We start from the raw sequence: 20,744 nt of genomic DNA on the forward strand, positions 1-20,744 counted from the left end.
CGCGTCGATAGCGATTGGGGCTTGACCTTGAGCCTCTGGCGGGATGCTTGACGGCCGGAAAAGGCCGGGCTGAAAAGCGCCCGGCCGTGCCCATGAGGGAAGCATCCCGCCCACTCAAGGTAAAGCCCCAATCGCCGAGTGCGTGGGTAACCACCGCTTGACCAGCGCGAAGAGGTTCACACGCCTCGGCTTCGCCGTTGCGTTGGGCGGCAGGGTGGCTCGGCTCCGCCATCGCCCTGGGCGCGCGGAGGGACGCCTCAGCTCCGCCATTGTTGGGCGGCAGGGCTGCCTGGCTTCGCCCTTGCCTGTCGCGTGCGGAGGGGTGCTGCACGACCGCCGTTGCGTTGCGTGGCAGGGGTGTTTGCCGTTGCCGGTGGTGCGCGGGCGGCTTGGCTTGCGTGAGTGTCGGACCTCGTCGGTACGTTGGGTCGCGGGGGAGCCGGAATCGGAGGGGACCCCTGCGGGAGCCTGCGGTCACATGCCGTTGATGCCTGCGTGGTACTTCGGCACGCGGACGGTGATCTTCGTACCCAGGCCGCAGGCGGTTTCCACGACCAGGCCGTACTCGTCGCCGTAGACGCGGCGGAGTCGTTCGTCGATGTTGCCCAGGCCTATCCCGGCGGACTCGTCCACGTGGCCGGCGAGGGTGCGGCGGAGTTTTTCCGGGTCCATGCCTATGCCGTCGTCCTCGATTGTGATGTGGGCCTCGGCGCCGCCGTCGTTCGCGTAGATCTGGATGTGGCCTGGCTCTACCTTGCCCTCCATGCCGTGGCGGACGGCGTTTTCGACCAGGGGTTGCAGGCAGAGGAACGGGACCGTCACCGGGAGCACCTCGGGGGCCACCTGCAGGGTCACCTTCAGGCGTTCGCCGAAGCGGGCTCGTTCCAGGGCGAGGTACTGGTCGATCGAGCGGAGTTCCTCGGCGAGGGTGGTGAAGTCGCCGTGGCGGCGGAAGGAGTAGCGGGTGAAGTCCGCGAAGTCCAGGAGCAGGGTGCGGGCTCGTTCCGGGTTGGTGCGGACGTAGGAGGCGATGGCGGAGAGCGAGTTGTAGATGAAGTGCGGGGAGATCTGGGCTCGCAGGGCGCGCACTTCTGCTTCGACCAGGCGGGTTCGGGAGCGGTCCAGTTCGGCCAGTTCCAGTTGGCCCGCCGCCCAGCGGGCCACCTGGTTCGTCGCGCGGACGAGGCCCGCCGAGGCTTCGCGGGAGTAGGCGGCCAGGGTGCCGACCACGCGGCCCTCGACGGTCAGGGGAGCTACTACGGCGCAGTTGATCGGGCAGTTCGGTTCGGTGCAGCCTATGTCGAACGCCTGGGTGCGGCCGGTCAGGAAGACGTCCTCGGCCTGGGTCATGGCGTCGGCCGCGTGGTGGTCGGAGACGCCTTCCCACGCGACGACCTCCGTTTCGTCGGTCAACGCCAGCGCGGGTGTGTCCAGCAATGTCCGCAGGTGCCGGGCCGACTTCTTCGCCGCGTCCGGGACCAGGCCCGCGCGCAGCGGGGGTGCGGCGGACCACGCCGTGTGGAGGGTTTCGTAGGTGACGCGCTGGGCCTCGGTCGAGAGCGACTGCTTGTTGCGCGTGCCTCGCCACAGGACGAGGACGGCCGCTCCGCCGACGATCAGGATCGCGGCGGCGGTGAGGAAGTCTTGCATGGGCGCGTCACCTTCTAGTGGTGTGGCCCGGAACGTTGCCGGGGGAATTCGGGGTCAGACGGGTGCATCGTGGTGTCGCCCCCACGTTCTCGTACTGGTTGTACGGGGGCGTGGGGGCGGCGCCGCGACAGCGAGACGACGTACATCACCGTGAAACCGAGCGGGACCGTCCACGCGGCGGGGCGCGAGAGCAGGATCTCGTACCAGGCGTCGCCGGTGTCGGTGAACATCGTGACGAGACCCGCGGTCAGCGCCGGAACGCCGCCCGCGAGCATGCCCGCGATGGCACCGGCCTTCGTGATGCGGCTCGACCAGATGCCCAGCATCAGCAACGGGCACAACGAGGACGCCGCCACCGCGAACGCCAGGCCGACCATGTCCGCGACGGGCATGCCGGTGGAGATGAACGTCATCGCCAGCGGCACGATGCCCGCGAGCACCGTGGAGATCCGGAAACCGCGCACGCCGCCAAGGCGCAGCACGTCCTGAGAGAGCACGCCCGCCAGCGACACCACCAGGCCCGACGACGTGGAGAGGAACGCCGCGAAGGCGCCACCCGCCACCAGCGCGCCCAGCAACTGGCCGCCGATGCCTTCGATCATCCGCGTCGGCAGCACCAGCACCACGGCGTCGGTCTGGCCGGTCATCAGCAGTTCCGGTGTGTACAGGCGGCCCAGGGCGCCGTACATCGGTGGCATCAGGTAGAAGACGGACAGCAGGCCCAGCACGATCAACGTCGTGCGGCGCGCGGCGGTGCCGTTCGGGTTCGTGTAGAAACGCACGATCACGTGCGGCAGGCCCATGGTGCCGAGGAACGTCGCGATGATGAGCGAGTACGCCCCGTACAACGGGAAGTCCTGGCCGCTCGACATCGGCAGCGACCACATCTCGTTGGTGTTGTGCTCCATTGTGGACAGATGTGGGACCGCCGCGTCCTTCGGGAACGTGAACTCCGAGCCCTGCCCGATGCGGTGGTAGCCCTCGGTCAGCACCACAACGGTGTTCTGGACGCGTGCGCCGTCGATCTCGCCGGTGCCCCTGATGGAGATGAACCTGTCGGCGTGGATCGTGGTCAGGCGCTGGAAGGTGACTTCGGTGTCCTGCCGGAAGACCGGGTACTCGGGCTTGGTCAGCGACTCGGAACCGTGCACCTGCCACGCGACGATCAGGAACACGATCGGCACGGTGATCGCGGTGAGCTTGAGCCAGTACTGGAACGCCTGCACGAACGTGATCGACCGCATCCCGCCCGACATCACGTTCGCGGTCACGACCATCGTGACGATCAGCGCGCCCACCCAGTCCGGCGCGCCCGTCACCGTGTTCAGCGTCAGGCCCGCGCCCTCCAACTGGGGCAGCAGGTACAGCCAGCCGATCGCCAGCGCCAGGATCGAGGCGACCGCGCGCACGCCGCGGGACCGGAAGCGGGCCTCGGCGAAGTCGGGCAGCGTGTAGGCGCCGGAACGCCGCAGCGGCGCCGCGACCATCGTCAGCAGCACGAGGTACCCGGCGGTGTAACCGACCGGGAACCACAGCATGTCCGGCCCGTAGGCGAAGATCAGCCCGGCGATGCCGACGAACGACGCGGCGGAGAGGTACTCGCCGCCGATCGCCGAGGCGTTCCACCACGGCGAGACGGTGCGCGAGGCGACGTAGAAGTCGGACGTGGTGCGGGAGACGCGCAGTCCGTAGGTGCCGACCAGGATCGTGCCCAGTGCGACGACCAGCACCGCCACGATGGCGTAACCACTCGTCATGGACGTTCGACCAGCTCCGCGAACTCGCGTTCACTGCGCTCGGCCTGCCGCACGTAGAACCAGCCGGCCAGCAGCAGCATCGGGCACGTCGCCACGCACAGCAGGAACCACGGCAGCCCGAGCCCGAGGATCCGGAACCTGCCGAGCTCCGGGTCGATCGCGAACAGCAGCGGCAGCAGGGCCAGTGCCCCGGTCGCCACCAGGCACACCGACAGGCCCAGCCGCCGTTGCGCCCGGATCAGCGTGCGCATGTAGACGGCGCCGAGCTCGCTCTGCTCGTTGATCTCACGCGTGCCCGAGTACGGGCGGCGCGCACGGGGTGCCCGCGTGCGCGGGCTCGTCACCACCACACGCTGGGTCGGCTTCTCCACCGGCCTCCGGGGTGGCGGCGTCGTCACGACCCGAGCCCGTTCCTCGGTTGCAGGACACCGGCGGGCTGACCCGCGCCGGGCGTGGGCCGGGCGCGGCGGACCAGCAGCTGCCGCAGGTGGCGGGCGTGCCGGCGGCTGACCGGGAGCACCGCGCCGCCGATCGTGACGCTCAGGTGCCCGTCCTCCAGCCGCAGTTCGTCGATGTGGCCGAGCGACACCAGGTGGCTGCGGTGGATGCGGACGAACCCCGCGCTGCGCCAGCGCTCCTCCAGGCCGTTCAACGCCGCGCGCACCAGGCCGCTGCCGGTCGCGGTGTGCAGGCGGGCGTAGTCGCCGTGCGCCTCCACGTACCGGATGTCGGCGAGGCGGATGAACCGCGTGACGCCACCGAGTTCGACGGGGATGACCTCGTCGCCCATCTCCGGCGGCGTGGAGTTCGCGGGCTGCGTGGGTGCCGAGGTGGCCGATTCGGCGGCGGCCTTCGAGTCCCAGACCTCGTGCACGATGCGGTGCACGGACTCCGCGAGCCGTTCCTGGCGCACGGGCTTGAGGAGGTAGTCGAGCGCCTTGAGTTCGAACGCCTCCACGGCCGGCTGCTGGTGCGCCGTCACGAACACGACGGGCGGCGGCTGCGCGAACCGCGAGAGCACGCGGGCGAGGTCGAGACCGTCCAGCCCCGGCATGCGGATGTCGAGGAACACCGCGTCCAACGGCTGCCCGGCGTCCATCGCGCGGTGCAGCACGCGCAGCGCCTTGGTGGCGTCGGTGACCGCTTCCACGTGGGCGATGCGCGGATCGGAGCGCAACAGGTACGTGAGGTCTTCCAGCGCGGGTGCCTCGTCGTCGACGGCGAGCACCCGCAGCGAGCGCTCGAGGCTGCCACGTCGATCCGGCCCCTCGCAGATGGGGCAGGGCAGACCTGAGGTCATTCGAGATCGAGTCCAAACTGTGTACGGCCGATCCTCACGTGGCGGCGATTAGACCACGCTCGGTCGTCGCGCGCCTGGTGAGCCGAGGGCGTCGGATACGCGATCATGCCCCCTCACGGAGGGTGACCCGCCGCGGGGGTCCGGTTGCACAGCGTGTGCACGACGAGTACCCCCTCGCACCCCTGAAACCCCGAACGGGCGCATCATCCGCCAGTCGGAGGACGTGCGGAAACCCTCCGATCGGGTGCGTCTCAGGTAGGACTATCACGCAGTGTGCAGTTGCCTGGTCAGGCCTGCCACGCGGTTTTGTCAGCGAACGAGCGACTTTCCGGGCAGAGGATAGGGTGGTCTCACGGCTGCCGGATCGCGCGGGGCTGGGCCGCCAGCGCGTCACCGAGCGTGATCTCCAGCTCGATGAACGACTCCTCGGCACGACGTGCGGCGACGCTCACGGAAGCGGCGGCGGCCGGGCCGATCAGTCTGCGGGTGGGCGCGCGCAGCGCCTGGATAGCCTCGGACCACTGGTTCGAGAGCTTGGCGAGACCGCTCAGCGTGTCCACGAGCTGCTCGGTGTTGTCCGGCGGTGACGCGACGATCTCCGCCAGCCGGTCGCGCAAGGCGTCCAGTGCCGGGTCCACGGATTCCTCCAGACGTGCTGCCCCAGAAATTTCCCCACTGGGCAACACCATATCCCGACCGTTGTGGTCCGGCGCAATGATGTTGTCCACAGGACACTACTCGGTCAATCGATTGTGCATTCCGTCTCAACTGGTGCTCGTCTCAACTGGCGCACACTTCTGGTGACCGGCTGAAATGGACCGGTTTCGGCGTTCAGCCTGCTTTCTCAAACCATGTCAGCTCTTCGTGCCTGGTAGGCCGGGTGGCGTTTGGCCGAGCAGGTGTGCCCTGGGTCGCCTGAATCACGGCATTGAGTTGCGCGGCCGGGGGACTTACCGACAGGCGTATTAACTCTTCTGCTGCAATGCGGTGTGTGGCGAGCGTGTGCGCTGAGTTCAGTCGTTCGGTTCAAGAGGAAATAGCGGCTTCTGCCACCAGGACGGCGCGGTGGTCGTGGCCCCGTGAACTACAGGCGGCCGACGTCCGTGATCGTCACGACCGCCTCGCCGAGTTCGTCCGACGCCGCCAGGTCGACCTCGGCGTTGAAGCCCCAGTCCTTGTCCCCGGCCGGGTCCTCGAAGATCTGCCGGCACACCCAGCGCTCGCGCTCGACGTTGATGATCAGGAACGCCGGGCCGCGCGCGTTCGGGCCCGCGCCGATGTCCGAGTGCTCCTCGAAGTACGGCTCCAGCGCGTCCATCCACTCCTTGGCCGTCCAGCCCGACTCGTGGTCGAGCTCGCCGAGTGAGTACCAGTCGCGCTTGGCGGCCAGCTCCACGCGGCGGAACAGCGCGTTGCGGACCAGCACGCGGAACGCGCGGACGTTGCGGGTGACCGCCGGCGGCAGGTCGACGCGCACCTCCTGCTCGGGAGCGTCCGGGTTGGTGAGCTTCTCCCACTCGTCGATCAGCGACGAGTCGACCTGGCGGACGAGCTCGCCCAGCCACGAGATCAGGTCGTTGAGCTCCTCGGTCTTCGCCTCGTCCGGCACCGTCTGCGACAGCGCCTTGTAGGCGTCGGCCAGGTACCGCAGGACGAGGCCCTCGGAGCGCGCCAGGCCGTAGAACGACACGTACTCCGTGAACGTCATCGCGCGCTCGTACATGTCCCGCACGACGGACTTGGGGGAGAGGTCGTAGTCGCCGACCCACGGGTGGCCGCGGCGATAGGTGAAGAACGCGGCGTCGAGCAGGTCGGCGAGCGGCTTCGGGTACGTGACCTCGTCCAGCAGTTCCATCCGCTGGTCGTACTCGATGCCCTCGGCCTTCATCGCGCCGATCGCCTCGCCGCGTGCCTTGTGCTCCTGCGCGCCCAGGATCTGCCGCGGGTTGTCCAGGATGGACTCGATCACCGACAGCACGTCGAGCTCGTAGCCCGGCGCCTCGCGGTCGAGCAGTTCGATCGCGGCCAGCGCGAACGGCGACAGCGGCTGGTTCAGCGCGAAGTTGAACTGCAGGTCGACGGTGAGCTGGAAGTCGTCGCCGTGGCGTTCCACGACACCGGCCGCGACCAGCGCCCGGTACATCGCCAGCGCCCGGCGGATGTGCTTGAGCTGCTTGGAACGGTCCTCGTGGTTGTCCTCCAGGAGGTGCCGCATGGCCTGGAACGCACCGCCCTGAGGGCGGCCGATCACGTTCAGCAGCATCGCGTGCGAGACCTGGAACGACGACGTCAGCGGTTCCGGTTCGGCGCCGACGAGCCGTTCGAACGTCGCGTCGCTCCACGACACGAATCCGTCCGGTGCCTTCTTGCGCACGACCTTGCGGCGCTTCTTCGGGTCGTCGCCGGCCTTCGCCAGCGCCTTGATGTTCTCGACCTCGTGCTCGGGCGCCTGCACGACGACCGTGCCGATGGTGTCGTAGCCCGCGCGGCCCGCCCGTCCGGCGATCTGATGGAACTCACGGGCCTTCAGGGTCCGCGTCCTCGTGCCGTCGTACTTCGCGAGAGCGGTGAACACGACGGTACGGATCGGGACGTTGATGCCGACGCCGAGGGTGTCCGTGCCGCAGATGACCTTCATCAGACCCGCTTGCGCGAGCTGTTCGACCAGGCGGCGGTACTTGGGCAGCATGCCGGCGTGGTGCACGCCGATGCCGTGCCGGACCAGCCGGGAGAGCGTCTTGCCGAACCCGGCCGAGAACCGGAAGTTGCCCATCTTCGCCGCGATGGCCTCCTTCTCCGGCTTCGTCGCGACGTTGACGCTCATCAGCGACTGTGCGCGCTCCAGCGCGGCGGCCTGGGTGAAGTGCACGACGTAGATCGGCGCCTCACGGCCGTGCAGCAGGTCTTCGATCGTCTCGTGCAACGGCGTGGAGACGTACTGGAAGTTCAGTGGCACCGGGCGCTGCACAGAGCGGACCACCGCAGTCGGCCTGCCGGTGCGCCGCGTCAGGTCCTTCTCGAAGAACGCGACGTCGCCCAGCGTCGCCGACATCAGCAGGAACTGGGCCTGCGGCAGCTCGACGATCGGCACCTGCCAGGCCCAGCCGCGGTCGGGCTCGCTGTAGAAGTGGAACTCGTCCATCACGACCTGGCCGACGTCGGCCGTGTGGCCGTCGCGCAGGGCGATGTTCGCGAGGATCTCCGCGGTGCAGCAGATGATGGGCGCCTGGTCGTTGACGCTGGCGTCGCCGGTCATCATGCCGACGTTCTCCGGCCCGAACACCTCGCACAGCGCGAAGAACTTCTCCGAGACCAGCGCCTTGATCGGCGCGGTGTAGAAGCTGCGCTGGTTCGCCGCCATCGCGACCAGGTGGGCACCGATGGCGACCAGGCTCTTGCCCGACCCCGTGGGGGTGCTGAGGATGACGTTGGCCCCCGAGACGAGCTCGATGACCGCTTCCTCCTGCGCCGGGTACAGCGCGAGGCCGCGCTCGGTAGCCCAGTGGGAGAAGGCGTCGAACAGTTCGTCTTCGTCGGCGATCGAGGTGAGCCGGTCCGTGAGTGCAGTCATCGCAGGTGAACTATAGGTGGTACGCGTATTCGGTGAACTCCCAGTCGGTCACGAACCGCTGGAAGCGGGCCACCTCCTCCCACTTGAAGTCCACATAGGACCGCACGAAGTCCTTGCCCAGCACGTCGACCATCGCCGTGTCCTCCTCCAGGTAGGCGAGGGCGTCGGGCAGCGTGGCGGGCAGCGTGGGGGCCTTCGACGGGTCGTAGCCGTACCCGGCGGAGGGCCGCGGCGGTTCGATCTGGTCGCGAATGCCCAGGTAGGTGGCCGCGATGAGGCCCGCGATGCCGAGGTACGGGTTGGCGCTCGCGTCGCCGAGCCGCAGTTCGAGCCGGGTCGTGTCACCGCGCTCGGCCGGTACCCGCAGCATCGCGCTGCGGTTGTCCAGGCCCCAGTCGATCAGCCACGGCGCGAGCGAGTCCGGCCCGAACCGCTTGTAGGAGTTGACCGTCGGGTTGAGCAGCGCGGCCAGCGCCGGGGCGTGCTTGAGGATGCCGCCGATGGCCCAGCGCGCCTCGTCCGACAGGCCGCTGGTGGTGCCGGGCGCCTGGAACGCGTTGCGGCCGTCCTTCTCGTGGCACGACAGGTGCAGGTGGAAGCCGCTGCCGCCGCCGTCGTTGAACGGCTTGGCCATGAACGTCGCCATCCGGCCTTCGCGCCGGGCCAGTTCCTTCACGCTCGTCTTGAAGCGGAACGCGCGGTCGGCCGCGTCCATGGCGGGCGAATGGACGAGGTTGATTTCGAACTGCCCGCCGGCGTACTCGTGGTTGCCTCCGGTCGTTTGGAGGCCTGCCGAACTGAGCGTGCGAAGAGTTCTCAGCAGATGACCGTCGGAATCGCCGCGGCGCCCGGTCGCGTAGACGTTGCCCGGCTCGTCGCAGTACGGCCGCCACCCGTTCGGGCGATCTTCGTCCGGTTCGCAGAGAAAATATTCCAGCTCGGGTCCCACAACCGGCGTGAGCCCGGTGGTCTCGAATATTTCCAGCGCCCTGCGCAGCACCTGCCGGGGCGATTCGTCCACGGGTCTTTCGTCGGCCGGGCTCACCGCGTCGCCGATGCACCACGCCACCCCCGGCTCCCAGGGGATCGGGAGCAGCGTGTCGAGGTCGGGGACCACGATCACGTCGGGCAGCCCGGCGTCGAGCACACCCCCGTTCTCGGTGGTCTTGCCGCCAGGGGTGGTGCTGTACACGGCCCGGCAGAACGACAGCCCGCGCTGCGTAACCGCAGGTAGGTGCTCTACGAGGATGTCACGGCCCCGGTCGGTGCCGAGCAGGTCCGGGAATACGACGCGCACCACGTCGATCCCGTCCTCGCCCAGTCTTGCCGCGAGTTCCCGTGTCACCTGTTCACCGACCACGTCGAACTACCTTTCCGGCACAGTGTGTCGCTGGCGCGGAGGGGATAACGTTGAGGGGCAAACGCTATCGACCCGCCCGTGGAGCAATGACCGTCATTGGTCCCCGTCGGGTGCTCCACACTCATCGTCCACCACCGGGCAACAGTCCGTAACTGGACGGGTGACGACCGTCACGAGATCATGCACGATGTGGGATCGTGATCAAAGTGGTTGCGGACCGACTCGCACCACATCACAGACATAGTTCGGAACCGCAAGTATTGTGCCGGGAACACCTGAGCTCGAGCACGGGAGACTTTGAGTTGTCTGGTCACCACACGATTGCCGAGACCGAGAAAGCCGTCCAGGCCAAACTCGGTGCGGTGCCGCTGCGTCGCGAACAGATGGCGGCGGTGTCGAACATCCACCGCGCCGCTACCGCGATCCGCCAGCACCTCGAGAACTCGGTGCTGCGCACCAGCGATCTGACCTGGACCGGCTTCGTCGTGCTCTGGGTCGTGTGGATCTGGGGCGAGATGGAGACGCGGTACGTCGCCGAGGAGGCCGGGATCTCCAAGGGAACCCTGACGGGCGTCGCCAAGACGCTGCAGTCACGGGGCCTGCTGGAGCGCATGGGTCACCCGACCGACGGACGTCTGGCGGTTCTGCGGCTCACCCCTGAGGGTGAAGAACTGATGGCCGACCTCTTCCCCAAGTTCAACGAGGAAGAGGTCTTCGTCAGCGACCCGCTGGAGTCGTCCGAAGCCCAGTCGCTGGCCGAGATGCTGCGCCGCATGGTCACGCACCTGGAGGCCAACGGCGAGCAGCGCCGCCTCGACCTGCGCGGAGACACGCCGCTGCCGCCGCGCCGGTCCGGCCGGCGCGCCAAGCACGGCTGATCTTCGCGGCTGTGGGCGACTCACCTGAGGTGAGTCGCCCATTTCGGCGTTGGTCCGCTGTCTGGCCGGTCCGAGAGCAGGCCCGTGACCAGGCCTGTCAGAGCAGGCTGAGCACCCGCGCGTGCAGGGTGTCGAGGTAGTCCTCGGACTCCGGCTTCATCAGCACGCTGCGCAGTACCCGTGCACCGTCCGCGTCGGCCCCGACCTCGGGGTGGCGGGCGGCGAACGCACCCTTCGACGCCCGTGCCACGCTCAGGAAGATCGGGTCGACGGGTGCGTTCATGCCCGTCTGCATCACGCGGTGCGAGGCCGCGTCCACGGCCGACAGGGTCAGCGGGTCGGTGCGCGGGAAGTACGTGACGATGTCGAGCTCGGGCTCCTGGTAGAGCTCCAGGGCCTCGGACTCCCGGATGATCGACGCCCACCGCACGGCTGCCCGCCGTCCGGCCGCCAGGACCTCGCCCAGGCCGTCGCGGGTCAGGGGAAGCAGGCGGAGGGTCAGCCAGAGACCGGCCGCCGCGGCGCCGGCGCGCGAGCATTCCAGGCTGATTTCGCCGAGGTGCATCTCGTCGGACGTGAAATACGTGTACGGCGAGTCGTGCAGGTAGAACCGGCCCACGGACGGGTCGCGGAAAAGGACGGCGCCGCAGCCGTAGGGCTGGAGGCCGTGCTTGTGCGGGTCGACCACCACGGAGTCGCACGAGCCGATGGCCTCCCACGGCTCGGGGGCGAGGTCGGTGCCTGCGAGCAGGGTGAAGAAGCCGCCGTACGCGCCGTCCACGTGCACCCGTGCGTCGTAACGGCGTGCGACGTCCAGCACAAGATTCACCGGTTCGATGGCACCCAAAGCGGTAGTTCCCGGAGTGACCACCACAGTTCCGACCTTGCCGGTCTTCAGGAGCTCTTCGAGCGCGTCCAGATCCATGCGTCCGAGGCCGTCCACGGCGACAGGGAAACCCTCGATGCCGAGCACGCCGCACATCCGTGAGTGCGTGTAGTGCGCCTCGGAGGAGTACGCGACACCACGGGTCGGATGCAGCGAACGGGCGACGAACAACGCCTCCAGGTTCGCGATCGTGCCGCTCGACGTCAGGTGGCCGAGGTGCTGCTCGCCGTAGCCGAACATCGTCGCCAGGTCCGAGACGACCTCGCGTTCCATGGCGGCGGTCGCGGGACCGCCGTCCAGGGCGTGGTTGTTCGGGTTGATCAGCATCGCGGACAGGTAGCCCACCACTGCCGCGGGGTGCGGCGGCTTGAGCATCTGGCCCGCGTAGCGCGGGTGGAAGAACGGGTAGTTGTCACGCAGGCGGTCCTGGAGCTCGGCGAGTGCCGAGCCGAAGAGCGCCGGGTCGGCCTGCAACGACGAGTGGGGTGTGAAGGAGCCGTACTCCGCCGTCCACTTCTCGTGGTTGGCCAGCGCCTCGTTGAGCCAGTGTTGAAGATCCACCGCACACACCCCACTCGTCCACGCACAATCCGAATGTTCGAATTTGGACGTTACGGCAGTCCCCAACGTGAAGACGAGCCGTTGGCGTTCACATCACGTGGTGAGGTGTCAGGGCGTGTGCCGCGACGGGAGACCACGGCGCTCTGACCTCGACGAAGCGGGATTTCGATGGCGGAGCCACGAGTCTTGTAGTCCAAACGCCGGCCCCACGTGTCGCGGACGTCGATGTCGCCCGTGATTCCGTGCTCCAGCAACAAAGGCGAGCCCGCCTCCGAATGGACCTGGACCCAGTCGGTGCGTCCGCCGGAGCGGGAAGCGTCCACAAGGAACGCTCCTTGCGTGCGCAACGACGAGATGGACGCATCGGCCCAAGTGGACGAAACAGACGGGAACACGCGCACGACGTCGTTGTGCGACTGGACCATCATCTCCAGCACGGCCTGGCCGGACATCAACGGCGACTCGATCGCGAGGTTGCCTCCCTCGCGGTAGAAGGTGTTCTCGGTCAGCACGGCGTTCGAGCCGACCTGCTTGCGGTCGAGGAAGTAGCGCAGGAACGACAGCGCCTCCTCCGGCCGTCCCATCGCCGACGCCATCGCGGACGCGGCGCCGTAGCTGTACCCGGCCCACTTGTCCTGCCGCGAGACCCAGTGGTCGAACGTCTTGTTGATGAGCGCGCGGTGCTCCGGCATGTCGTAGGTCAGTTCGCGCAGCGGGTAGAACCACAGCATGTGGGAGAAGTGCCGGTGCGAGTCGTTGAGCGAGACGTCCTTGCCGATGAGCACGCCGTCCGGGCCCTGGGCGTACGGCACGAGCCGGTTGGCGATGTCACGCCAGCGTGCGTTCTCCTCGATGGACAGCAGCGTGCGTACACCCCAGCGGATCAGCGAGAGGTCGTACGTCGTGTCCGTGGCGTTCGCATACTCCGGTGAGCGCGTCTCCGGCAGATGCAGCTTCCCGTCCGCGCCCTCGACGAGGAACCGGGCGTAGTAGTTGACCGCCTTCGTCAAGATCGGGAAGAGGACGTCCTTGAGGATCTTCTTGTCCATCGTGTGCCGATAGCCCAGCCAGACGTTGTGGCAGGCCCACAGAAGATTGCCCGTATGGTCGTTCGGTGCGACGCCCGGAACGCCGCAGTAGCGCGGCCCGGAGCGCAGCGTGCGGTCGCCGGGGTGGCAGATCGCGTACGAGTTGCCGTCGCGGTAAGCCGGGTTCACGTTGAGTTCGAGGTTGTGCTCGAACCGCTTCAGCGTCGTCGTCACCGCGTCGAGCTCGTGGTGGTTCGAGCCGTTGACCAGCGGATACGAGATCTGGACGTTGAGGTTCCACCACACGGCCGTCCAGCTGTTGCCCTGCTCGGGGAACCACGGGCCCCACTCGGAGATGACCGGCGCGTCCGCTCGGGTCGCCGCCGCCATCTTGTAGAGCTGCAACCAGTAGAAGCGTTGCACGAGCTTGTCCGGCACCGAGACGAGCGACTTCGCGAAGTAGGCGTTCCACCAGCGGCGATGCTGCATCGTCAGCACCTCGAACGGGATCGCCAATGCCTGACGCACCTCACGGATCGCGTCGGACGTGTGCGTGTTCGCAGGGTGTGTGTACGCCACGTGGGCCGCGAAACGGCCGTTGCGGGTCTGCCAGGCCGTTGTGTAGCCACCGCCCGCCAGCAGCGGCTGGGCGGCGAAGGAGACGCCGTTGGCGGTGCCCAACGTCGGCGCGGGGTTGGCCGTGTAGTCCGCCGGCCTGCGGATCTGACGTGTCGTCGACGACTCCAGCGGCTGGAAACCCCAGGTCACGTCGCCCTTCACGGAGGCGAGGAACGTGCTGCGCGAGTTGTGCACGAGCATCGTGAACGTGGCGCTGCCCTGCGTGGTCGTCACGGAGCCGGTGAGCTCCGCGTTCCACAGGTCGAGCGTCCAGTCGACGGCGGTGATCGCGCCGGCGAACTGCAGGGTCAGGTAGCCGATCGGCAGCCGGGAGAGGCCGACCGCGGCCTCCCAGTGTTCCCGCTGGTCCTGCACCTCGGAGTGGCTGAGCATGAGCTTCAGCTCGTTCGCGGTGCGGCCCGCGTAGACCTGGACGCCCAGGAAACCGTTGGCCAGGAACGGGCTGTCACCCCAGTTCTGCGGCAGTCTCCTCCACTCCATCCGGGCGTCCCGGACGACGTCCCGGTGCACGTTGTGACCCGATGTTTCAGGGGCTGCGACCGCAGTGCCCACCCCGAGTGCGGAGGCCCCGACGGCCACGCCCGTCCCGTACAAAAAGGTTCTACGCGACAGCTCTGTCACTGTTCGTCCCTCCGTGCCGTGGCGGCGGCGGAACGGATCTAACCGCAGAAGTCATCCGATGACTAGCGGGCGGTGTGACCACCACCGCCTTCCTGCCTGCAAATCGTTGTTGCAACGTTCTAGCCATAGCCGAGGTCCGGCAATTAGCGTTAGCGCTCATGTCACCTGTTGCCATGCACATGAGCGACGGTCTGCTGAACGCGCCGGTGTCGGTCGTCCTCCTCGTCCTGGCGGCGGCAGGCGTCGGGTTCGCGTTGGTCAAGGCCCGTGCGGACCTTGACGACCGCACTGCGCCGATGGCCGGCCTGGTGGCCACGTTCATCTTCGCCGTCCAGATGATCAACTTCCCGATCCTGCCCGGCGCCTCCGGGCACCTGCTGGGCGGTGCGCTCGCGGCGATCCTGGTCGGCCCGTACGTCGGCGCGTTGTGCGTGACGATCGTGCTCGTCGTGCAGGCGCTGCTGTTCGCGGACGGCGGCCTCACCGCGCTGGGCGCCAACATCACCAACATGGCGCTGATCGGCACCGTGGCCGGGTTCCTCGTCGCCGTCGCGCTGCGCAAGGTCGCCGCGAAGGGCAAGGGCGGTCTCGCCGCCGTCGCGTTCATCTCGGCGTTCGTCAACACCCTGCTGGCCGCGACCGGCTTCATCGTCGAGTACGCGATCGGCGGCGCGGGAGGCGTGGAGATCGGCAAGGTCGCCCTGCTGATGTGGGGCCTGCACGCGCTGATCGGCATCGGCGAGGGCCTGATCACCGCCGTCACGGTCACCTCGGTCGCGTCGATCCGCCCTGACCTCGTCTACCTGCTGAAGGGCAACACCAAGCCGCTGGAGGTCCGGCCGTGAAGAAGTTCTTCATCGGGTTCGCGTTCGTGTCGCTGCTGATCGCGGGAGTGCTGTCGTACTTCGCGTCCGGCGACCCGGACGGCCTGGACAAGACCGTCGAGGACACCGGCATCGCCGAGCACGCGCAGGAGCACCCGTTCGCCGGCAGCACCTTCGCCGACTACGCGTTCGGCGGCGACGACAGGTTCACCGGCCTCGCGGGCGTGCTCGGCGTAGTCGTGGTCCTGGCCATCTCGTTCGGCCTGTTCTGGATGCTGCGCAAGAAGTCCGACGCGTAGTGAGCGGCGCCCACGACGTCCTGCACCACGCCGGCGACTCGCCGGTGCACCGCCTCGCGCCCCACGTGAAGATCCTCGTGGCGTTCGGGGCGGTGCTGGGCGTCGTCGCGACCCCGCGCACGATGTTCCCGCTGTTCGGCCTCTACCTGCTGCTGATCGTCGCGGTGTGGTTCGTGGCGCGGGTTCCCGTGCTGTGGTTCGTGAAGCGCGCGGTGATCGAGGTGCCGTTCGTGGTGCTCGCGTTCCTGCTGCCGATCTTCGGCACGGACCCGCGCACCGATTTCCTCGGCTTCTCGGTGTCGGTCGAGGGTTCCCTGGCGGGCTGGAACATCCTCGCCAAGGGCACGCTGGGCGTCCTGGTCAGCCTGACCCTGGCCGCCACGACGGCACCGGGGGAGTTGCTGCGCGGCCTGCAGACGCTGCGGGTGCCGGCGCCGCTGATCATGATCGCCACGCTGATGCTGCGGTACGGCGAGGTCGTCGTGGGCGAGGCGAAACGCATGCGCGTCGCCCGCATTTCCCGTGGCGACGACCCGCGCTTCCTGTGGCAGGCGGGCGCGGCGGCCCGGTCGGTCGGCACGTTGTTCATCCGGTCCTACGAACGCGGAGAGAGGGTGCACCTCGCGATGGTGTCGCGCGGCTGGACGGGCGGGCCGGCAGGCTCGGCGACGATCGTTCCGGAGACCCCTGCCGCCGCTGCCCTGGAGGTCTCGAAGCTCGCTTTCGCCTACCCGGACGGGCACCAGGCGCTGTTCGGCGTCGACCTGCGCGTCGAGCACGGTGAACGCGTCGCGGTGCTCGGGCCGAACGGCGCGGGCAAGACCACGTTCGCGTTGCACCTCAACGGAGTTCTCGGTGGCGGCTCGGGCTCGATCTCCGTCGCCGGGCTGGAGGTGCGCAGGCAGAACCTGCGCGAGATCCGGCGCCGCGTCGGGCTCGTCTTCCAGGACCCCGACGACCAGCTGTTCTGCCCGACCGTCGGGGAGGACGTCGCGTTCGGGCCGCGCAACTTCGGCATGTCCGATGTGGACGCCCGCGTGCGGAAGGCGTTGAGTGCCGTGGGAATGGAGTCGGTCGCGGACCGCTCGCCACTGCACCTGTCCGGCGGTCAGCGGCGCCGCGTCGCGCTGGCCTCGGTGCTGGCCTGCTCGCCGGAGATCCTGGTGCTGGACGAGCCGTCGGCCAACCTCGAACCGGTGGCCCGCCGCGAACTCGCCGAGTTGCTGCTCTCGTTGGCGCCCACCATGCTGATGGTCACGCACGACCTGCCGTTCGCGCTGCAGATCTGCCCCCGCAGCGTGCTGATCGACGACGGCGTGGTCGTGGCGGACGGACCGACCCGCGAGATCCTCGCGGACTCCGCGCTGCTGGCCCGCCACCGCCTCGAACTGCCCTACGGCTTCCGGCTCGACTAGGGCCTGTATGACCATCGACCTGTCCGCCTGGTGCTCGTCGGAGCTGGGCAGCCCCGTGGCCGAGGTGCTCTACGAGCGGGTGTCGATCTCCACGGTCTCCGGCGTGCGTCTGGCCGACGGCCGCGAGGTCTACGTGAAGGCCCGCCCGGACGACGGCCGCGCTGCCTCGTGCGTGGCCGCGCAGGCCTCCCTGGCGTCGCGGGGGTTCCCGTGCCCCCGCCCGCTGACGCCGGTCGTGGTCGCGGACGGGCTGGCCGTGCACGCCGAGGAACCGTTGCCCGGCGGGGAGATGCTGCTCGGCTCCTCCCCGGACGTCGCTCGCCGCTACGCGGCCGTGTTCGCCCGGCTGATGGCCCTGCTGGCCGACGTCTCCGTCCCGCCGCCGCTCCCGTCACCGCGCTGGGCCCGCTGGGACCACACCGGTCCCGGCCTGTGGCCGGCGATCGACTTCCTCGACGCGCGGGACCAGGGCGTGGTGCCGTCCGTCGTCTCGGAGATGGCCTCCCGCGTGCGCAAGCGGTTGCTGGCCACCTCGCTGCCGTGCGTGCTGGGCCACGCCGACTTCGAGGCGCAGAACCTCCGCTGGCAGCACGGCGAGGTGCTGACCGTGCACGACTGGGACAGCCTGGCGTGGCAACCGGAAGCGGCCCTGGCCGGTGCCGCGTCCGGAGCGTTCGCCAACACGCCGCCGCCGGGCCTGGTGCCGATCGAGAGCTCGGCGGCGTTCCTCGAGACCTACCAGCAGGCCCGCGGGCGGGCGTTCTCCGCGGAGGAGATCCAGATCGCGTGGGCCGGGAGCATGTGGACCGCTCTGCACAACGCACGGTGGGAGGTCCTGCACGGCGATCCGACGCCGTCAGGTGACGCCGTGCGCGAACAAGGCGCCGAACGCCTCCGCCTGGCGAACGCCTAGCGCGCCGCCCGCCGCCTGCGCTCCGCCAGCACCGCCGACAGGTACGGGTGCGGATGCGTGTACTCGACCCGCGGCGACCGGATCGCCGCGCCGACGTCGTCCGACAGCCGCGAGCCCAGGTCCCACCGCGCCTGCTCGTTCAGCTCGTGATAGCGGCTCAGGTACTGTCGCGCCGCCAGCACCAGCTCCTCCGGCAGCTGCGACAGGTCGAGCCCCGACGCCCACTCCGCGAGCTGCGGCGGCATCACGGCGAGCTCCACCTCCTGGCGCGGCACGCGGGTGTGGATCACCACCGTGCCGGCGAGGTAGTCGCCGACCCGCTTGCCCTGCGGCGAGAAGAGGGAGACGAACAGGGCGATCGCGCCGCCGAGGCCCAGCACCCAGAAGTCCACGACGAAGCCGGTGAGCGAGCGCACCAGGGCGTGCCGGAAGCGGATCGCGCCGCCGTCGTCGCGCACCACGCGCAGGCCCATGGCGAGCTTGCCCAGCGAACGGCCTCGCGTCGCGGTCTCCATCGCGGTCGGGAAGCCGATCATCACGGCTATCAGCAGCGTGAGCGCGAGCGCGTCCTGCAGCGCGTTGTCGATGTCGACCGGCGCGATCAGGAACAGGATGACGAGCAGGCCGAACTGCACGGCCACGTCGATCGCGTACGCGACCGCCCTGCTGGCGAGCTGTGCGACGCGCAGGTCCAGAACTACGGCTTCACCGGTGACGAGGTCCCCCACGCGGATAGTGTGACTCATCGTGGATCTGGACGTCTTCATCGATCGCCACCGCGAGTCGTGGCGGCGGCTCGAGCAGCTGGTCAAGCGGTCCGGGAAGCTCAGCGGGGCCGAGGCCGACGAGCTGATCGAGCTCTACCAGCGGGTGACGACGCACCTGTCGGTCGTGCGCAGCCAGACGCCGGACCCGGCCACGGTCGAACGGCTCTCGGCGCTGGTCGCCCAGGCGCGGTCGGTGCTGACGGGCACGCACACGCCCGCCTGGCGGACGTTCACGCGCTTCTTCACGCACCGGCTGCCCGCCGCGATCTACCTCGGCTGGCGGTGGTGGGTGCCGGCCGGGATCGCGTTCTACCTGGTCACCGGCATCATCGCGGCGTGGATCGCCGCCAACCCGGACGTGCAGGCGACCATCGCCGCGCCGGACGAGATCCGGGAGATGACGAGGGTCGGCGGCGGGTACGAGTCCTACTACTCCAGCGACCCCGCCGGGTCGTTCGCGGCGAAGGTGTGGACGAACAACGCGTGGATCGCCGCGGCCTGCCTGTTGCTGGGCGTGCTGTTCGCGATTCCGCCGGTCTACCTGCTCTTCACCAACGCCCTCAACGTCGGCGTCGGCATCGGACTGATGTTCGGCGCGGGCCGCGGAGGGTTGTTCCTCGGACTGTTGGCGCCGCACGGGTTGTTGGAGCTCACGGCCGTGTTTGTGGCGGCGGGCATCGGCATGCGGCTGGGCTGGCAGGTGATCGACCCCGGCAAGCGCACCCGCGCCCAGGCCCTCGCCACGGAGGGCCGGTCGGTCGTCGCGGTGGCGCTCGGACTGGTCGTGGTGCTGCTCGTATCCGGTGTGCTGGAAGGGTTCGTGACGCCCTCCGGGCTGCCGACGTGGGCGCGCGTCGGCATCGGGGTGGTGGCCGAGGTGCTGTTCCTGCTGTACGTCTTCGTGATCGGGCGCCGGGCCGCGCGGCAGGGCGAGACGGGCGACATGGACGCGAGCGAACGTGAGGACGTCGCTCCAGTCGCGGTTTAGAGCTTGCCTGCGGCCTTCAGCGAGAGATAGCGGTCCGCGAGAGCGCGCGGCAGGTCATCGGGCAGTGCGTCCACGACGTCGACACCGTGCCGTGCGAGCAACGCGGTGAGGCGCCGGCGTTCGGCCAGAGTGCGTTCCGCGGCAGCGGCCGAGTACACGGCCTCCAGGTCGCCACGTCCGGCCGCCATCGCGTGCACGGCCGGGTCGGACACCGACGCGATCAACAGGTGGTGCCGCGTGGCCAACGCCGGCAGCAGCGGCAGCAGACCGTGCTCGATCGACGGCTCCAGCGACGTCAGCAGCACGACCAGCGAGCGGCGACCGGCGCGGCGGAGCACCTCGGCGACGGCGCCGCGGGCGTCGAACTCGACCAGTTCGGCCTCCAGCGGTGCCATGGCCCGCACCAGGACGGGCAGCGTGGCCCGCGGTACCGAGGCACGCACCTGGTGGCTGAACGCCAGGAAGTCGACCTGGTCACGGGCCTGCGAAGCCAAGGCGGACAACAACAAGGTGGCGTCCATCGCCGTGTCCAGGCGTGGCAGACCGCCCAGGGCGCCGTCCACGCGGCCCGCCGAGGTGCGGGCTGTGTCGAGCACGATCGTCACCTGCCGGTCGCGTTCGGGGCGCCAGGTGCGCACCACCACGTCCGACGAACGAGCCGACGCACGCCAGTCGATCGAGCGCACGTCGTCACCGATGACGTACGCGCGCAGCGAGTCGAACTCCGTGCCAGCTCCACGGATCAACGAGGCGCGGCGGCCATCCAGTTCGCGCAGGCGTTCCAGCAGAGGAGGAAGGTGACGGCGGCTGTGGAACGGCGGCAGCGCGCGCACCGTCCACGGCACGACGTGTGAGCCCTGCCGTGCCGCGATGCCCAACGGACCGTGGGAACGCACGGTCACACGGTCCGCAGGGCGATCGCCACGGCGTATGGGCCGTAGTTCGAAAGACAGCACACGCGAACCACCAGCGGGCACGTCGACCGCAACCCGATCGGCGACCACACCAGCAGAAGGCGCCCATGCGTCACGAAGAACGCCACGCAGCCGACGCCCAGGGTTGTGCACGGTCAGCTGCACCACACACGGCTCGCCCGTGCGCACCGAGGTCGCCCCCGCGCGCGAGAACGTCAACCGCCGCACGCCAGCCGCCAACAACAAGTCGACGGCCACGCACAGCACCAGAAGGCCGAGCAAGCCGAGAATCCCGTGCCACGAAGGCAGGAGCAGCCCGACGACGAAAACCCCGATGAGCGCGAGCAATCCCGCGCGGCCCGTGAGCGCCACG

Annotated in this window: 17 protein-coding genes and 1 pseudogene; 7 read left to right on the forward strand and 11 right to left on the reverse strand. The window is 69.0% G+C overall.

The annotated features are described in order from the left end of the window. Positions 1–474: 474 nt before the first annotated feature. The 7 genes from IG04_RS0138850 to IG04_RS0138880 form a co-directional block, all read right to left on the reverse strand. Complete coding sequence (locus tag IG04_RS0138850) at positions 475–1,650, reverse strand: sensor histidine kinase (protein WP_030481756.1); 1,176 nt, start codon at positions 1,648–1,650, stop codon at positions 475–477. Positions 1,651–1,664: 14 nt separating this feature from the next. Next, a complete protein-coding gene (locus IG04_RS0138855) occupies positions 1,665–3,407 on the reverse strand; it encodes a sodium/solute symporter (RefSeq protein ID WP_084590044.1) in 1,743 nt (580 codons plus the stop codon). Further along, positions 3,404–3,778, reverse strand: a complete 375-nt coding sequence (locus IG04_RS0138860) for a membrane protein (protein WP_030481758.1) — start codon at positions 3,776–3,778, stop codon at positions 3,404–3,406. The genes IG04_RS0138855 and IG04_RS0138860 overlap by 4 nt, the downstream gene beginning before the upstream one ends. A gap of 23 nt (positions 3,779–3,801) precedes the next feature. Then, positions 3,802–4,707, reverse strand: a complete 906-nt coding sequence (locus tag IG04_RS0138865) for a LytR/AlgR family response regulator transcription factor (protein WP_084401957.1) — start codon at positions 4,705–4,707, stop codon at positions 3,802–3,804. Positions 4,708–5,057: 350 nt separating this feature from the next. Then, positions 5,058–5,345: a hypothetical protein gene (locus IG04_RS0138870; protein ID WP_051771726.1), complete on the reverse strand. Its 288-nt coding sequence runs from the start codon at positions 5,343–5,345 to the stop codon at positions 5,058–5,060. A gap of 446 nt (positions 5,346–5,791) precedes the next feature. Continuing rightward, positions 5,792–8,278: a DEAD/DEAH box helicase gene (locus IG04_RS0138875; protein ID WP_030481761.1), complete on the reverse strand. Its 2,487-nt coding sequence runs from the start codon at positions 8,276–8,278 to the stop codon at positions 5,792–5,794. Between the two features lie 10 nt (positions 8,279–8,288). After that, on the reverse strand, positions 8,289–9,638 hold the full coding sequence (locus IG04_RS0138880; RefSeq protein WP_051771729.1) for a glutamine synthetase family protein: 1,350 nt from the start codon (positions 9,636–9,638) through the stop codon (positions 8,289–8,291). A gap of 362 nt (positions 9,639–10,000) precedes the next feature. Here IG04_RS0138880 and IG04_RS0138885 point away from each other — a divergent pair, with 362 nt between their 5' ends. Beyond that, positions 10,001–10,516, forward strand: coding sequence for a MarR family winged helix-turn-helix transcriptional regulator (locus tag IG04_RS0138885; RefSeq protein WP_245816540.1), 516 nt, complete (start codon positions 10,001–10,003; stop codon positions 10,514–10,516). Positions 10,517–10,613: 97 nt separating this feature from the next. Here IG04_RS0138885 and IG04_RS0138890 read toward each other — a convergent pair whose 3' ends face one another. Then, positions 10,614–11,963 (reverse strand): pyridoxal phosphate-dependent decarboxylase family protein, encoded by a 1,350-nt coding sequence (locus tag IG04_RS0138890; RefSeq protein WP_030481764.1) that lies wholly within the window; start codon positions 11,961–11,963, stop codon positions 10,614–10,616. A 50-nt stretch (positions 11,964–12,013) separates the two neighbouring features. Then, positions 12,014–14,110: a glycosyl hydrolase family 95 catalytic domain-containing protein gene (locus IG04_RS0138895; protein ID WP_245816537.1), complete on the reverse strand. Its 2,097-nt coding sequence runs from the start codon at positions 14,108–14,110 to the stop codon at positions 12,014–12,016. Between the two features lie 299 nt (positions 14,111–14,409). Here IG04_RS0138895 and IG04_RS0138900 point away from each other — a divergent pair, with 299 nt between their 5' ends. From IG04_RS0138900 to IG04_RS0138915, 5 genes and pseudogenes are all read left to right on the forward strand, one after another. Next, complete coding sequence (locus IG04_RS0138900) at positions 14,410–15,096, forward strand: energy-coupling factor ABC transporter permease (RefSeq protein ID WP_030481766.1); 687 nt, start codon at positions 14,410–14,412, stop codon at positions 15,094–15,096. Continuing rightward, positions 15,093–15,374, forward strand: a complete 282-nt coding sequence (locus IG04_RS0138905; RefSeq protein ID WP_030481767.1) for a PDGLE domain-containing protein — start codon at positions 15,093–15,095, stop codon at positions 15,372–15,374. Before IG04_RS0138900 ends, IG04_RS0138905 begins: the two co-directional genes overlap by 4 nt. Positions 15,375–15,418: 44 nt before the next feature. Continuing rightward, positions 15,419–16,012, forward strand: a pseudogene (gene cbiQ, locus IG04_RS47840) (cobalt ECF transporter T component CbiQ); the annotation flags it as partial. Further along, a complete protein-coding gene (locus tag IG04_RS47425) occupies positions 16,001–16,789 on the forward strand; it encodes an energy-coupling factor ABC transporter ATP-binding protein (protein ID WP_051771757.1) in 789 nt (262 codons plus the stop codon). The pseudogene cbiQ and the gene IG04_RS47425, both read left to right, overlap by 12 nt. Before the next feature lie 7 nt (positions 16,790–16,796). Next, a complete protein-coding gene (locus IG04_RS0138915; RefSeq protein WP_030481769.1) occupies positions 16,797–17,702 on the forward strand; it encodes a phosphotransferase in 906 nt (301 codons plus the stop codon). Here IG04_RS0138915 and IG04_RS0138920 read toward each other — a convergent pair. Continuing rightward, entirely contained in the window at positions 17,699–18,430 is a 732-nt protein-coding gene (locus IG04_RS0138920) for an RDD family protein (RefSeq protein ID WP_051771732.1), read from the reverse strand. The genes IG04_RS0138915 and IG04_RS0138920 overlap by 4 nt on opposite strands. Before the next feature lie 19 nt (positions 18,431–18,449). Between IG04_RS0138920 and IG04_RS0138925 the strand changes: the two genes are divergently transcribed. Beyond that, complete coding sequence (locus tag IG04_RS0138925; protein ID WP_030481771.1) at positions 18,450–19,457, forward strand: stage II sporulation protein M; 1,008 nt, start codon at positions 18,450–18,452, stop codon at positions 19,455–19,457. Here the strand turns inward: IG04_RS0138925 and IG04_RS0138930 are convergent. Continuing rightward, on the reverse strand, positions 19,454–20,743 hold the full coding sequence (locus IG04_RS0138930) for a DUF58 domain-containing protein (RefSeq protein ID WP_030481772.1): 1,290 nt from the start codon (positions 20,741–20,743) through the stop codon (positions 19,454–19,456). The genes IG04_RS0138925 and IG04_RS0138930 overlap by 4 nt on opposite strands. Position 20,744: the final 1 nt, after the last annotated feature.

The sequence above is a fragment of the Lentzea albidocapillata genome (assembly GCF_000719115.1).
Taxonomy (GTDB): Bacteria; Actinomycetota; Actinomycetes; order Mycobacteriales; family Pseudonocardiaceae; genus Lentzea; species Lentzea albidocapillata.

Excerpts from the sequence above, each read along its gene's own strand:
- IG04_RS0138850 (WP_030481756.1), bottom strand. The coding sequence starts at position 1,650 with ATGCAAGACTTCCTCACCGCCGCCGCGATCCTGATCGTCGGCGGAGCG.
- IG04_RS0138855 (WP_084590044.1), bottom strand. The coding sequence starts at position 3,407 with ATGACGAGTGGTTACGCCATCGTGGCGGTGCTGGTCGTCGCACTGGGC.
- IG04_RS0138865 (WP_084401957.1), bottom strand. The coding sequence starts at position 4,707 with ATGACCTCAGGTCTGCCCTGCCCCATCTGCGAGGGGCCGGATCGACGT.
- IG04_RS0138875 (WP_030481761.1), bottom strand. The coding sequence starts at position 8,278 with ATGACTGCACTCACGGACCGGCTCACCTCGATCGCCGACGAAGACGAA.
- IG04_RS0138895 (WP_245816537.1), bottom strand. The coding sequence starts at position 14,110 with ATGGAGTGGAGGAGACTGCCGCAGAACTGGGGTGACAGCCCGTTCCTG.
- IG04_RS0138900 (WP_030481766.1), top strand. The coding sequence starts at position 14,410 with ATGTCACCTGTTGCCATGCACATGAGCGACGGTCTGCTGAACGCGCCG.
- IG04_RS47425 (WP_051771757.1), top strand. The coding sequence starts at position 16,001 with ATGGTGTCGCGCGGCTGGACGGGCGGGCCGGCAGGCTCGGCGACGATC.
- IG04_RS0138915 (WP_030481769.1), top strand. The coding sequence starts at position 16,797 with ATGACCATCGACCTGTCCGCCTGGTGCTCGTCGGAGCTGGGCAGCCCC.